The organism is Enterobacter sp. CCUG 70166 (genome assembly GCF_020224095.1).
In the GTDB taxonomy this organism is placed as follows: Bacteria; Pseudomonadota; Gammaproteobacteria; order Enterobacterales; family Enterobacteriaceae; genus Enterobacter; species Enterobacter intestinihominis.
In genome coordinates this window covers 121,012-134,010 of sequence record NZ_NRIQ01000027.1, presented here as the reverse complement: position 1 = coordinate 134,010, position 12,999 = coordinate 121,012, and the positions used below count along the sequence as shown (strand labels likewise).

Annotated in this window: 12 protein-coding genes; 9 read left to right on the top strand and 3 right to left on the bottom strand. The window is 54.8% G+C overall.

All coding sequences use genetic code 11. The annotated features are described in order from the left end of the window. Positions 1-86: 86 nt before the first annotated feature. From CKK19_RS11935 to mutH, 3 genes are all read right to left on the bottom strand, one after another. A complete protein-coding gene (locus CKK19_RS11935) occupies positions 87-1,127 on the bottom strand; it encodes an NADP(H)-dependent aldo-keto reductase (protein WP_015571754.1) in 1,041 nt (346 codons plus the stop codon). A 132-nt stretch (positions 1,128-1,259) separates the two neighbouring features. Continuing rightward, positions 1,260-1,478, bottom strand: coding sequence for a YgdI/YgdR family lipoprotein (locus CKK19_RS11930; RefSeq protein ID WP_003862794.1), 219 nt, complete (start codon positions 1,476-1,478; stop codon positions 1,260-1,262). A gap of 128 nt (positions 1,479-1,606) precedes the next feature. Then, positions 1,607-2,299: a DNA mismatch repair endonuclease MutH gene (gene mutH, locus CKK19_RS11925; protein WP_022649239.1), complete on the bottom strand. Its 693-nt coding sequence runs from the start codon at positions 2,297-2,299 to the stop codon at positions 1,607-1,609. 684 nt (positions 2,300-2,983) lie between these two features. Here mutH and rppH point away from each other — a divergent pair. The 9 genes from rppH (at position 2,984) to recC (ending at position 12,968) form a co-directional block, all read left to right on the top strand. Further along, complete coding sequence (gene rppH / locus CKK19_RS11920; RefSeq protein WP_063853200.1) at positions 2,984-3,514, top strand: RNA pyrophosphohydrolase; 531 nt, start codon at positions 2,984-2,986, stop codon at positions 3,512-3,514. Between the two features lie 12 nt (positions 3,515-3,526). Then, complete coding sequence (ptsP, locus tag CKK19_RS11915; RefSeq protein WP_023306854.1) at positions 3,527-5,773, top strand: phosphoenolpyruvate--protein phosphotransferase; 2,247 nt, start codon at positions 3,527-3,529, stop codon at positions 5,771-5,773. 228 nt (positions 5,774-6,001) lie between these two features. After that, a complete protein-coding gene (lgt, locus tag CKK19_RS11910) occupies positions 6,002-6,877 on the top strand; it encodes a prolipoprotein diacylglyceryl transferase (RefSeq protein WP_063853199.1) in 876 nt (291 codons plus the stop codon). 6 nt (positions 6,878-6,883) lie between these two features. Then, positions 6,884-7,678, top strand: a complete 795-nt coding sequence (thyA, locus tag CKK19_RS11905) for a thymidylate synthase (protein ID WP_006811817.1) — start codon at positions 6,884-6,886, stop codon at positions 7,676-7,678. Between the two features lie 184 nt (positions 7,679-7,862). Then, a complete protein-coding gene (locus CKK19_RS11900; protein WP_063841212.1) occupies positions 7,863-8,327 on the top strand; it encodes a prepilin peptidase-dependent protein in 465 nt (154 codons plus the stop codon). Then, positions 8,318-8,878, top strand: coding sequence for a prepilin peptidase-dependent protein (locus CKK19_RS11895; RefSeq protein WP_063853198.1), 561 nt, complete (start codon positions 8,318-8,320; stop codon positions 8,876-8,878). Before CKK19_RS11900 ends, CKK19_RS11895 begins: the two co-directional genes overlap by 10 nt. Further along, positions 8,875-9,273: a DUF2509 family protein gene (locus tag CKK19_RS11890; protein WP_063853197.1), complete on the top strand. Its 399-nt coding sequence runs from the start codon at positions 8,875-8,877 to the stop codon at positions 9,271-9,273. Before CKK19_RS11895 ends, CKK19_RS11890 begins: the two co-directional genes overlap by 4 nt. After that, positions 9,258-9,581, top strand: coding sequence for a prepilin-type N-terminal cleavage/methylation domain-containing protein (locus CKK19_RS11885; protein ID WP_023298509.1), 324 nt, complete (start codon positions 9,258-9,260; stop codon positions 9,579-9,581). Before CKK19_RS11890 ends, CKK19_RS11885 begins: the two co-directional genes overlap by 16 nt. 12 nt (positions 9,582-9,593) lie before the next feature. Beyond that, entirely contained in the window at positions 9,594-12,968 is a 3,375-nt protein-coding gene (gene recC / locus CKK19_RS11880) for an exodeoxyribonuclease V subunit gamma (protein ID WP_022649231.1), read from the top strand. The last annotated feature ends 31 nt before the right edge of the window (positions 12,969-12,999 follow it).

Genomic DNA, 12,999 nt, shown 5'->3' with positions numbered 1-12,999 from the left:
GGCCTGATGCCCTCACCCCGGCCCTCTCCCACGGGGAGAGGGTGAAAACCCTAAAAACGGCAACGCACGTTGCCGTTTTGCTTTTATTACGGTGCCGGGTAGGTATAAACCTGATGCACCGCTTCAATCTCCGCTAATACCTCTTCACTCAGGTTCAGGTGGAAACTCTCAATATTGGTTTTTAACTGATCCATTGTCGTTGCGCCGAGCAGGGTACTTGCCACAAACGGCTGACGACGCACGAAGGCCAGCGCCATCTGCGCCGGATCGAGTCCGTGACGCTTCGCGATATCCACATAGGCCGCCACGGCTTTTTGTGTCTGCTCGCCGCTATAGCGGGTGAAGCGGCTGAAAAGCGTGTTACGCGCGCCAGCCGGTTTCGCGCCGTTCAGGTATTTGCCCGTCAGGGTTCCGAAGCCCAGGCAAGAGTAGGCGAGCAGCTCCACCTCTTCGTACTGCGTCACTTCCGCGAGACCCACTTCATAACTGCGGTTCAGCAGGCTGTACGGGTTCTGGATGGTCACGATCCGCGGCAGGTCGTGTTTATCGGCCAGATGCAGATAGCGCATTACGCCAAACGCCGTCTCGTTGGAAACGCCGATGTAGCGGATCTTACCCGCGCGCTGGCATTCCGTAAGCGCCTCCAGTGTTTCCAGCAGGGTGACGGCCGGAGCACTCTCGTTCCAGGTGTAGCCAAGCTTACCGAAGCAGTTCGTCGGACGCTGCGGCCAGTGCACCTGATAAAGATCGAGATAGTCGGTTTGCAGGCGCTTGAGGCTGGCATCCAGCGCAGCACGGATATTCTTGCGATCGAGGATCTGGTTAGGGCGGATCCCGGCATCGTTATTACGGGAAGGGCCGCTAACCTTAGAAGCGATGACCAGCTTTTCGCGATTGCCGCGTTTCGCCAGCCAGTTGCCGACATACGTTTCGGTAAGACCTTGAGTTTCCGGGCGGGGAGGAACTGGATACATCTCCGCCACGTCAATCAGGTTAATGCCCTGGCTGACGGCGTAATCGAGTTGTGCATGGGCATCGGCTTCGCTGTTTTGTTCACCAAATGTCATGGTGCCTAACCCCAGCTGGCTGATCTCCAGAGCGCTATGGGGGATACGGTGATAATGCATAGCCGGTTTCCTTTTTTAGACATACAGACCGCGTCAGGAACCTCCCGACAAAGGAATATAAACATGGCAGAGGGAAGGCAAAAGGGGAAGGAAAAAATCAAAAAGGCCAGCAAGCTACTGACCTTTATCTGTTTAACGCTCGATGATCTGGGAGACTTCGTCGCGATTAATTTGCATTTGATTGCCTTCGCGATCGCGGTAACTCACCAGACCGGTATCGTCGTCGACTTCGGGTTTGCCATCGGTCAGGATCATACGACCATCTTTCGTTGACATGACATAGTCGCTGCTACAACCCGATACCGCAAACGCTAAACCGACTGCTGAGATAATTACTGCCCATTTTTTCATCGTTCTCATCCTCACCTGGCTCGTATCAAATCATAGTGTAGTAATAACCTGATATTACGACAGGTGAAAGGGGGGAAATCTTAAAAAGGAGGAGATTATGTTAGCCGGAGCGCAAAATTGGTAAAAAACTATGTTTTCAACAGGAAGTGTCGTGCCAGCAGTGCACCGGTGAAATTCTTTTTAAGATAGAAGCCGCGCGGCAGCGTCAGGATCGGTTCGCCCTGTGCACCTACCGCTTCAGTGAGCGCTTTGCTGTTGGCGGCTTTGGGACGGAGTTGCAGCACTTCGCCATGCCGGGCGGTGATCTGCTCAACCTGTCCCAGCACAATCATGTCCATCAGCTCTTCCCAGTCCTGGGAAAGCTGTCTCTCTTCTTCTTCATCCGGGCTCCAGAGCAGCGGGGCGCCAACGCGACGCTCTGCCAGCGGGATCTGCCTGTCACCCTCAACGGGTACCCACAACACCCGCTTCAGCTTATGCCTGACGTGGCTGGTTTCCCATGTCACTCCGCTATTACCCGTTAGCGGCGCAACGCAGACAAAGGTAGTTTCCAGTGGCCGCCCCAGGCTATCAATGGGGATCGTCTTCAGTTCCACCCCCAGCGCCGCAAAATCTTGCTCGGGTTTACTGCCCGCGCTTGCGCCCAGCCAACGTTCAAGCAACACGCCGATCCAGCCTTTATCGCGCTTCAGATCGTTGGGTATCGTCAACCCCGCCATCACGGCCAGCTCGCCCAGTGCATAGCCTGCCAGACGTTGTGCCTGCTGGAGCAACTGGGCTTCACTGACGGGAGGAGAGAGCAGTGGGGCGAGAGAATGCATGCTGACAACCTTTTGGTTAAAAAATGAACTGATATTTTATCCCTTGTGGATAGAGTTTACTTTTTTCTGAGTACATATTCCATGTGGATGATTTATATTATGTTTTTTAGAAATGTATCCCGTCGCGCCATGGCTAAAAAACAGGTTGTGCAATTCTGGTCACTGACAATAAACAGGATCTTACACCATGTTATCCACAGAAAAATGGGATAACTGCGAATAACCGCCACTACTGTTTCAATTTACAGCCTTGACGTGCGATGAAAATCGAATTTTCACACAAATTGTGCCTAACTTATTGGCACAATCTGTGGATAAAACCGACGCTGTTCGATCTTTCATCACCAGGAAGATCTTTGATGTGACGATCGTCACGTTAATCGCCTTTGATACCCTAAATTTACGTTTAACTATATGAATTTAAATGATTTATTTTAAGTGATGAAAATTGCCGATTCGCCGGGCCACAAGGTTGTTCATCGGTAATTCCATACTTCTTCACAACTATATCCACAGAAAAGGTGAATAAAAATGGTCTCAGTCGCCCTCATCTGTTTATAACTCCTCACAAAATTGTGAGTTATTCAAATGTTATTAGGTTGCAGGCCTGTAAGAGAGTGGTTTACCGCCTCCCTGTAGTGTGAAACAATCATTCATATATCAGATTTAGTTTGGGGTAGTCCGGTGATTGATGACGATGGCTACCGCCCAAACGTAGGAATAGTAATTTGTAATCGTCTGGGCCAGGTGATGTGGGCCCGGCGATATGGTCAGCACTCCTGGCAGTTCCCGCAAGGCGGGATCAATCCTGGAGAGTCCCCAGAACAAGCGATGTACCGGGAGCTGTTTGAAGAGGTGGGTTTAAGCCGAAAAGATGTTCGCATCCTGGCTTCGACCCGCAACTGGTTGCGTTACAAGTTACCGAAACGTTTGGTGCGTTGGGACACAAAGCCGGTTTGTATCGGCCAGAAACAGAAGTGGTTTCTTTTGCAGTTGGTGGGCAACGATTCAGATATCAATATGCAAACCAGCAGCACGCCAGAGTTTGATGGCTGGCGCTGGGTAAGCTACTGGTATCCGGTTCGTCAGGTCGTGTCATTCAAGCGCGATGTATACCGTAGGGTGATGAAAGAGTTCGCAAGTGTCGTGATGCAGCTTCAGGAGACGACTCCGAAGCCACAGAGCGCACCTGCCTGGCGACGTAAAAGAGGTTAAGCTACGCAAATCATGCTCACCCGCTTGCGAGAAATAGTTGAAAAGGTCGCCAGTGCGCCTCGCCTTAACGAGGCGCTGAATATTCTGGTGACGGACATCTGTCTTGCGATGGAAACAGAGGTCTGTTCGGTCTACCTGGCCGACCATGACCGACGTTGCTACTACCTTATGGCAACCCGCGGATTAAAAAAACCACGGGGACGTACCGTCACGCTCGCGTTTGATGAAGGTATTGTTGGCCTGGTCGGGCGACTGGCGGAGCCAATCAACCTTGCCGATGCGCAAAAACACCCCAGCTTCAAATATATCCCTTCCGTCAAAGAAGAGCGTTTCCGCGCGTTTCTTGGCGTACCGATTATTCAGCGCCGCCAGCTGCTTGGCGTGCTTGTTGTTCAGCAGCGCGAGCTGCGCCAGTACGATGAAAGCGAGGAGTCCTTCCTCGTCACGCTCGCAACGCAGATGGCGGCGATCCTCTCTCAGTCCCAACTGACAGCCCTTTTTGGTCAGTATCGTCATACGCGTATTCGCGCGCTTCCGGCCTCGCCGGGGGTCGCTATTGCCGAAGGCTGGATGGATGCCACGCTCCCGCTGATGGAGCAGGTCTACGAAGCCTCTACGCTGGATGAGGCGCTTGAGCGCGAACGGCTCACCGCTGCGCTGGAAGAGGCGGCGAATGAGTTTCGTCGCTACAGCAAACGCTTTGCCGCTGGCGCGCAAAAAGAGACGGCGGCCATTTTCGATCTCTACTCACACCTGCTTTCCGATGCGCGTTTGCGTCGTGAGTTATTTGCCGAGGTCGATAAGGGGTCGGTGGCAGAGTGGGCGGTTAAAAAGGTCATTGAAAAATTTGCCGAGCAGTTTGCGGTACTGACTGACGGCTATCTGAAAGAGCGCGCCGGCGATTTACGCGCGCTTGGGCAACGTCTGCTGTTCCACCTCGATGATACTATTCAGGGGGCGAATGCCTGGCCGAACCGGTTTGTGCTGGTGGCCGATGAACTCTCGGCGACGACGCTGGCGGAATTACCGCAGGACAGGCTGGCGGGCGTGGTGGTGCGCGATGGCGCAGCTAACTCCCATGCCGCCATTATGGTGCGTGCGCTCGGTATTCCGACCGTGATGGGGGCGGATATTCAGCCCTCCGTACTACATCGCCGTACGCTGGTGGTGGACGGATATCGCGGTGAGTTGCTGGTGGATCCTGAGCCGGTTCTCCTTCAGGAGTACCAGCGTCTTATCAGCGAAGAGAATGAATTAAGCAAGCTGGCGGAAGATGACGTCAACCTGCCCGCGCAGCTCAAGAGCGGTGAGCGGGTGAAGGTGATGCTCAACGCGGGGTTAAGCCCCGAGCATGAAGAGAAGCTCGGCAGCCGCATCGATGGCATTGGTCTCTACCGCACCGAAATACCGTTCATGCTGCAAAGCGGCTTCCCGTCAGAAGAGGAGCAGGTTGCGCAGTATCAGGGCATGTTGCAGATGTTTAACGACAAACCCGTCACGTTGCGCACCCTCGACGTCGGCGCGGATAAGCAACTGCCCTATATGCCCATCAGTGAAGAGAATCCCTGCCTCGGCTGGCGTGGGATCCGCATTACCCTCGATCAGCCGGAAATTTTCCTTATCCAGGTTCGTGCGATGCTGCGTGCCAACGCGGCCACGGGGAATCTCAGCATTTTGCTGCCGATGGTCACCAGTATTGACGAGATCGACGAAGCGCGGCGGTTGATTGAACGTGCAGGGCGCGAAGTGGAAGAGATGATCGGCTACGCGATCCCTAAACCCCGTATTGGCGTGATGCTGGAAGTGCCTTCGATGGTCTTTATGTTACCGCAGCTGGCAACCCGCGTTGATTTTATCTCCGTTGGTACCAACGACTTAACGCAATACATTCTGGCGGTCGATCGCAACAATACCCGCGTGGCCAGTATCTACGACAGCCTGCATCCGGCGATGCTTCGTGCCCTGGCGATGATCGCCCGCGAAGCCGAGCAGCATAATATCGACCTGCGCCTGTGCGGCGAAATGGCCGGCGATCCGATGTGCGTGGCGATCCTGATTGGCCTCGGTTTCCGTCACCTGTCAATGAACGGACGTTCCGTTGCGCGTGTGAAATACCTGTTACGTCACATCGAACAAGATGAGGCGCATGAGCTGGCCGCGCGTAGCCTGGAAGCACAGCTGGCAGCCGAAGTGCGCCATCAGGTGGCGGCGTTTATGGAGCGACGCGGCATGGGCGGTTTGATCCGCGGCGGCCGCTGATCCCCACAAAATAATGACTGCTCGGACGACCCCCTCTCCCTTGAGGAAGAGGAATGGGGTGAGGGGGAACAGCGCGCATAAAACCCTATACACATCTTTTACATCTCAGGCGCATCCTCCGCGCCTGCCTTATGCTATGATTCGCAACTTTGGAGCACCTGCCAACGGCGGGAATGCAATTCAGCCGCTGTCCACTTTCAGCGGAATAACAACATCTTGTGGTGACAGATGAACAGTGGTTATCTGCATTTTCCGGAATTCGATCCGGTTATTTTCTCAATAGGACCTGTAGCGCTTCACTGGTACGGACTGATGTACCTGGTGGGCTTCGTCTTTGCCATGTGGCTTGCTGGTCGTCGCGCCAGTCGTCCGGGCAGCGGCTGGACGAAGAACGAAGTGGAAAACCTGCTTTATGCTGGCTTTCTTGGCGTATTCCTGGGCGGGCGCATCGGCTATGTCCTGTTCTACAACTTCCCGGTATTCCTGAACGACCCGCTCTATCTGTTCCGCGTCTGGGACGGCGGCATGTCCTTCCACGGCGGACTGATTGGTGTGATCCTCGTGATGGTGATCTTCGCCAAACGCACCAAACGTAACTTCTTCCAGGTGGCTGATTTTATTGCGCCATTAATCCCGTTTGGGCTGGGTGCAGGGCGTCTGGGCAACTTCATCAACGGTGAACTCTGGGGGCGTGTCGATCCGAGCGTGCCTTATACCATGCTGTTCCCGGGCTCCCGCGCAGAGGATATCGCGCTGCTGCCTTCGCATCCTGAGTGGCAGTCCATTTTCGATACCTACGGCGTTCTGCCGCGTCATATGTCTCAGCTTTATGAGCTGGCGCTGGAAGGTGTGGTGCTGTTTATCATCCTGAATCTGTATATCCGCAAACCGCGCCCAATGGGGGCAGTATCTGGTCTGTTCCTGATTGGCTACGGCGCGTTTCGTATCATCGTCGAGTTCTTCCGCCAGCCGGATGCACAGTTTACCGGCGAGTGGGTACAGTACATCAGCATGGGGCAGATCCTCTCCATTCCGATGATTGTCGCGGGTGCCATTATGATGATTTGGGCGTATCGTCGTCGTCCACAGCAACAACTTTCCTGAGGAATCATGAAACAGTATCTTGAATTGATGAAAAAAGTGCTCGACGAGGGCACGCCGAAAAACGACCGCACCGGCACCGGTACGCTCTCCATTTTTGGCCACCAGATGCGCTTCAATCTGCAAGAAGGCTTCCCTCTGGTGACGACGAAGCGCTGCCATCTGCGCTCGATCATTCATGAACTGCTCTGGTTCCTGCAAGGCGATACCAACGTTGCTTATCTGCATGAAAACAATGTCTCCATCTGGGACGAGTGGGCAGATGAGAACGGAGACCTGGGGCCGGTTTACGGCAAGCAATGGCGCGCGTGGCCTACCCCGGACGGCCGCCATATCGACCAGATCACGACCGTCATGAACCAGCTGAAAAATGACCCGGACTCGCGCCGTATCATTGTTTCTGCCTGGAACGTGGGTGAACTGGATAAAATGGCGCTGGCGCCTTGCCACGCGTTTTTCCAGTTCTACGTGGCGGACGGCAAACTCTCCTGCCAGCTGTATCAACGCTCCTGCGACGTGTTCCTCGGCCTGCCGTTTAACATCGCCAGCTACGCGCTGTTAGTGCACATGATGGCGCAGCAGTGCGATCTTGAAGTGGGCGATTTTGTCTGGACGGGCGGTGATACCCACCTCTACAGCAATCATATGGAACAGACTCATCTCCAGCTGACGCGCGAACCGCGTGCATTGCCGAAGCTTGTGATCAAACGCAAACCGGACTCGATCTTCGATTACCGTTTTGATGACTTCGAGATTGAAGGCTACGACCCGCATCCTGGCATCAAAGCCCCTGTCGCCATCTGATACGGCGAATCCTGACACAACCGGTGCTCTTTAGCGCCGGTTTTTTTTCGCGCTCGTTTTGTTCTTCGAGCCTGTATCCAGAGACGATGTAACGCGTTGCAACGGGTGAAAATCTCCGGAAAGCGGCTCGTAATGTTCTGGTTTAACGCTCGCGCCTTTTCTGCCATTCCGCCACACTTCCGCCATGAAAAACGAACATGGCTTTACGCTTATCGAAACCCTTTTCGCCATCTCGCTGGTTGTGATCCTCAGCGCGACGGGTCTTTATGGCTGGGACAGCTGGCAACAGCGGCAGCGGCTCTGGCAGACAGCCTGTCAGGTGCGGGATTACCTGGCGTTCTTGCGAAACGACGCAAATCGTCACAACAGCGAGCACAGGATCGCGCTGCATAAAGACGGTGAAAGGGACTGTCTGGTGAGTTCAGCGGCTGCAGGTTGTGACAGCGGCAGCCCGTACGTGATGAAGCCGATGTGGCCCGGGGTCACAATAAGCGACATAACACCGGGGCTGGGATTTTACGGCTTAAGGGATACCGCATGGGCCGGACATATTCGCGTGCAGAGCCGCGCCGGTGCGTGGTGGGTTATTGTCTCAAATGGCGGACGTATCAGGCTGTGTAATGCCGCAGGAGAAAGTCTATGCCAGTAAAACAAAAAGGGTTCTCCCTTCTGGAGGTCCTGATTGCGATGACGATAAGCAGTATTCTGTTACTCAGCACGTCACGTTTTTTACCGGGGCTACAGCAGGGTGTTTTACTGCAATCCGGGCAACGGGAGCTGGAAGATGAGGTGTGGCAACGTCTGCTTGCGATGGGTAAACAGCTCCAGCGAGCAGGATACTGTGCAGGGTATTGCCAGGGGCAGGGGGTGATCATCGGCAGGCAAGGACGATGTGCGATTGTGCAATGGGATGCAAACAGCAACGGCCAGTGGGATAGCACCGCGTCAGAAAATGACAGCACGGGATTTCGGCTTGAAGCCGGAACGCTCGAAACGCTGCGGGGCGCGACATCCTGTGAAGGTAAGGGATGGGATAAGCTCACTGACCCGGATCGGGTCCTGATAGAGCAGTTTATGGTCACTAAAACCGATCGTGCTGGCTTTGCGCCGGTCATCAGTATCGAGCTGCGTGCCCGCCGCAAAGGTGAACTGACCGCACCCTTTTCGGCTCGCCACACCGTAACGGGGTTTAATCTGTGAATCGTCAGCGGGGCATGTCATCGCTGGCGCTGGTCCTGCTATTGCTGGTGCTCGGCACGCTGATCCTCACCGGATTAAACCAGCAGTTGCAAACCTTTAGTACGTTGGTGAATGGCGAGAGTTTGTCTGTTCGCCAGCAGGCTGCCTTGCAATCTGCACTGGAGTGGGGACGCGTTCAGGACTGGGCTTTACAGCCAGAGGTTCAGTGCAAACTGACACAAGGTCTGAGGGTCTGTGTAAGGCTGTTTGAGGAGCGTGTTTTGCTTATTGTCGGAAATGACGATCTGTTGCTATGGCGAGGCGGGGATATCGCGGAAGGACAGATACGCTTTTCTGCCCACGGCTGGAGCGACTTCTGCCCCCTTAAGGAAAGTGCGCTATGTCAGTTACCCTGAGCAGACAAAAAGGATTTAGCATGGTTGAGGTTTTGCTGGCAATGATGTTGCTGGTTGTGGTTGTGACGGCGTTATCCGGATATCATCGCGCGCTGGCAGCCCGGTATGCGGCGCTTAGCCAGTATCGCCAGCTATGGCATCATGCGTGGAATCAGTCGCAGATCTCAACATTAACGCTCCCGCCGGGCTGGCAGGTCAGTCGGGGGCAGACAACACAGTCCGGATGTGTCAGCATCACGGTCACACTTATTTCTCCTCTGGGGCGGCAGGGCGCGTTGACGCGTCTGCATTGCCCGGTTAGCCGCTAGTCGGGAGCGTTTATGCTAAGGGTTTACCACTCAAATCGTCTGGATGTGCTGGAAGCACTGATGGAGTATATCGTTGAGCAAGAGCGTCTTGACGATCCGTTTGAGCCAGAAATGGTGCTGGTGCAGAGCACCGGTATGGCGCAGTGGCTACAAATGTCCCTTTCGCAGAAGTTTGGCATTGCGGCGAATATCGATTTTCCGCTGCCCGCGAGCTTTATCTGGGAGATGTTTGTACGCGTCCTGCCGGATATTCCTGAGCAGAGTGCCTTCAACAAACAAAGCATGGCCTGGAAACTGATGACGCTGCTGCCGGACATGCTGGCGCATGATGAGTTCGCCATGCTGCGCCACTATCTGAATGACGACACCGACAAGCGCAAACTTTTTCAGCTGGCCTCACGCACTGCTGACCTCTATGACCAGTATCTGGTTTACCGCGCAGAATGGCTGATTCGCTGGGAAGCGGGAGAATTAGTCGATGGGTTACCGGAAGCGCAAATCTGGCAGGCGCCGCTCTGGAAAGCGCTGGTCGAGCATACCGGGCAGCTCGGTCAGCCTAAATGGCACCGTGCTAACTTGTACGATCGCTTTATCTCAACACTTGAGAACACCGCAGAACGGCCAGCCCGTTTGCCGTCACGCGTGTTCATTTGCGGTATCTCCGCGCTGCCGCCTGTCTACCTGAACGCGCTAAAAGCGCTCGGTAAGCACATTGATATCCATATCCTCTTTACCAACCCATGTCGGCACTATTGGGGAGATATTCAGGATCCGCGCTGGCTTTCACGGCTGGTCACCCGCCAGCGTAAACGCCTCTTTGAGGAACGCGCCGTGCCGCTGTTTAAAGACACTGAAAACGCGGCGCAGCTTTTCGATGAAGAGGGGATTCAGAACCTGCCGAACCCGCTACTTGCCTCGTGGGGCAAGCTGGGGCGCGACTATATTTATCTGCTTTCAGATATCACCTCCTCGGGAGAGGGGGACGTGGACGCGTTTGCGGATATTACGCCGGACAGCCTGCTGCACAATATTCAGCTTGATATTCTGGATTTAGAAAACCGTGCCGTGGCCGGGATCACTGCCGAGGAGTTTGCGCGAAGCGATAAGAAGCGAAAACTGGATCCTGACGATCGCAGTATCGCGATCCACGTTTGCCACAGCCCACAGCGTGAAGTTGAAATTCTTCATGACCGCCTGTTGGCCATGTTGCAGGACGACCCAACCCTGACACCCCGCGATATCGTGGTGATGGTGGCGGATATCGACAGCTACAGCCCGTTTATTCAGGCTGTATTTGGCAGCGCAACGGGCGACCGCTATCTTCCCTACGCGATCTCTGACCGCCGTGCTCGTCAGTCACACCCGGCGCTACAGGCCTTTATCAGCCTGCTTTCGCTGCCTGATAGCCGGTTTATCTCTGAGGATGTGCTGGCATTACTGGATGTGCCTGTTCTGGCCGCACGCTTCAGCATTAACGAAGAGGGCTTGCGCTACCTGCGCCAGTGGGTCAACGAATCCGGCGTCCGCTGGGGAATCGACGATGATAACGTCCAGGAGTTTGAGCTGCCCGCGACTGGCCAGCATACCTGGCAGTTTGGCCTGACGCGTATGCTGCTGGGGTATGCGATGGAGAGCATCCACGGCGAATGGAATGACGTGCTGCCGTACGATGAGTCCAGTGGGTTAATTGCGGAACTGGTTGGTCACTTAGCCTCGCTGCTGATGCAGCTCAACCGCTGGCGCCGTGCATTGATGCAGCCCCGTCCACTCGAAGAGTGGCTGCCGATTTGCCGCGAAATGCTAAATGACTTCTTCCTGCCGGACAGCGAAACGGAAGCCGCCATGGCGCTTATCGAGAAGCAGTGGCAGGCCATCGTTGATGAGGGGGTTAATTCGCACTATCACGAGGCGGTTCCCCTTTCGCTTCTGCGTGATGAGCTGACGCAACGTCTCGATCAGGAGCGCATCAGCCAGCGCTTCCTTGCTGGGCCGGTGAATATCTGCACCCTGATGCCGATGCGTTCAATCCCGTTCAAAGTAGTCTGTCTGCTTGGCATGAACGACGGTATTTATCCACGTGCGCTGCCACCCCTTGGCTTTGATCTCATGAGCGCACAGCCGAAGCGGGGCGACCGCAGCCGCCGCGATGATGACCGTTATCTCTTCCTTGAGGCGCTGATGTCTGCGCAAAGCAGGCTTTATATCAGCTATATCGGCCGTTCAATTCAGGACAACAGCGAGCGTTTCCCGTCCGTGCTGCTGCAGGAGCTGGTGGACTACATCGGGCAGAGTCACTATCTGCCGGGCGATGAGGCCTGTAACTGCGACGAAAGCGAACGTCGGGTGAAAGCGCATATTACCTGTCACCATAGCCGTATGCCGTTTGATCCTGTCAATTACGTTCCTGATGAACTGCAAAGCTACGCCCGCGAGTGGCTTCCCGCTGCGAAGAACGCGGGCACACCGCAAACCGATTTCATTCAGGCGCTCGAACCGCGCGCCATAGACACCCTTACGTTTGAGCAGCTGCAGCGCTTTTGGGCCCATCCGGTTCGGGCTTTTTTCCAGCAACGCTTGCAGGTGAACTTCCGCTCGGAAGAGAGCGAAATCCCTGATGCGGAACCGTTTATTCTTGATGGACTGGAGCGTTTTAAGCTTAATTCCCAGCTTTTGAATGCGCTGGTTGACGAAGAAGACGCCAGTAAACTGTTCCGACGTTACAGGGCGTCGGGATTACTGCCGTATGGTGCGTTCGGCGAAATCGTCTGGGATGCCCAGTGTGAGGAGATGCAAGCGCTTGCTGACCGGGTTATCGCGTGTCGGCAACCGGCGAGCAGCATTGAAATTGATCTCGATTGTAACGGTATGCACCTCAGCGGCTGGCTCACGCACGTGCAGTCTGACGGGCTGCTACGCTGGCGCCCATCTATGCTCAGCGTTTCACATGGCCTGCAACTCTGGCTCGAACATCTTGTCTACAGTGCGAGCGGTCACGAAGGCGAAAGCCGGTTGTTTGTACGTAAGGACGGCGAGTGGCGCTTCCCGCCGATGGAGCCTGAGCAGGCGTTGACGTATCTGTCGCTTTATATTGAAGGTTATCGTCAGGGCATGAACAAGCCTCTGCTTTTGCTGCCTGAAAGTGGGGGGGCATGGATAAAAGCCTGTTACGACGCGCAGAATGATGCCATGTTAACGGATGAGGCTTCGCTCCAGAAAGCGCGCAGCAAGTTTTTGCAGGCCTACGAAGGGAACATGATGGTACGTGGCGAGGGCGACGATGTCTGGTATCAACGTTTATGGCGAACGCTGGAGCCAGAATATTTCGACATTATCACGGAAGAGGCGCAACGCTACCTGTTACCGTTGTTCAAATTTAAGCAGTCCTGAGTGCTGTATAAAAATTGCACAGCACGGGGTG

Excerpts from the sequence above, each read along its gene's own strand:
- ptsP (WP_023306854.1), top strand. The coding sequence starts at position 3,527 with ATGCTCACCCGCTTGCGAGAAATAGTTGAAAAGGTCGCCAGTGCGCCT.
- CKK19_RS11885 (WP_023298509.1), top strand. The coding sequence starts at position 9,258 with ATGTCAGTTACCCTGAGCAGACAAAAAGGATTTAGCATGGTTGAGGTT.
- CKK19_RS11895 (WP_063853198.1), top strand. The coding sequence starts at position 8,318 with ATGCCAGTAAAACAAAAAGGGTTCTCCCTTCTGGAGGTCCTGATTGCG.
- CKK19_RS11900 (WP_063841212.1), top strand. The coding sequence starts at position 7,863 with ATGAAAAACGAACATGGCTTTACGCTTATCGAAACCCTTTTCGCCATC.
- lgt (WP_063853199.1), top strand. The coding sequence starts at position 6,002 with ATGAACAGTGGTTATCTGCATTTTCCGGAATTCGATCCGGTTATTTTC.
- recC (WP_022649231.1), top strand. The coding sequence starts at position 9,594 with ATGCTAAGGGTTTACCACTCAAATCGTCTGGATGTGCTGGAAGCACTG.
- CKK19_RS11930 (WP_003862794.1), bottom strand. The coding sequence starts at position 1,478 with ATGAAAAAATGGGCAGTAATTATCTCAGCAGTCGGTTTAGCGTTTGCG.
- mutH (WP_022649239.1), bottom strand. The coding sequence starts at position 2,299 with ATGCATTCTCTCGCCCCACTGCTCTCTCCTCCCGTCAGTGAAGCCCAG.
- thyA (WP_006811817.1), top strand. The coding sequence starts at position 6,884 with ATGAAACAGTATCTTGAATTGATGAAAAAAGTGCTCGACGAGGGCACG.
- CKK19_RS11935 (WP_015571754.1), bottom strand. The coding sequence starts at position 1,127 with ATGCATTATCACCGTATCCCCCATAGCGCTCTGGAGATCAGCCAGCTG.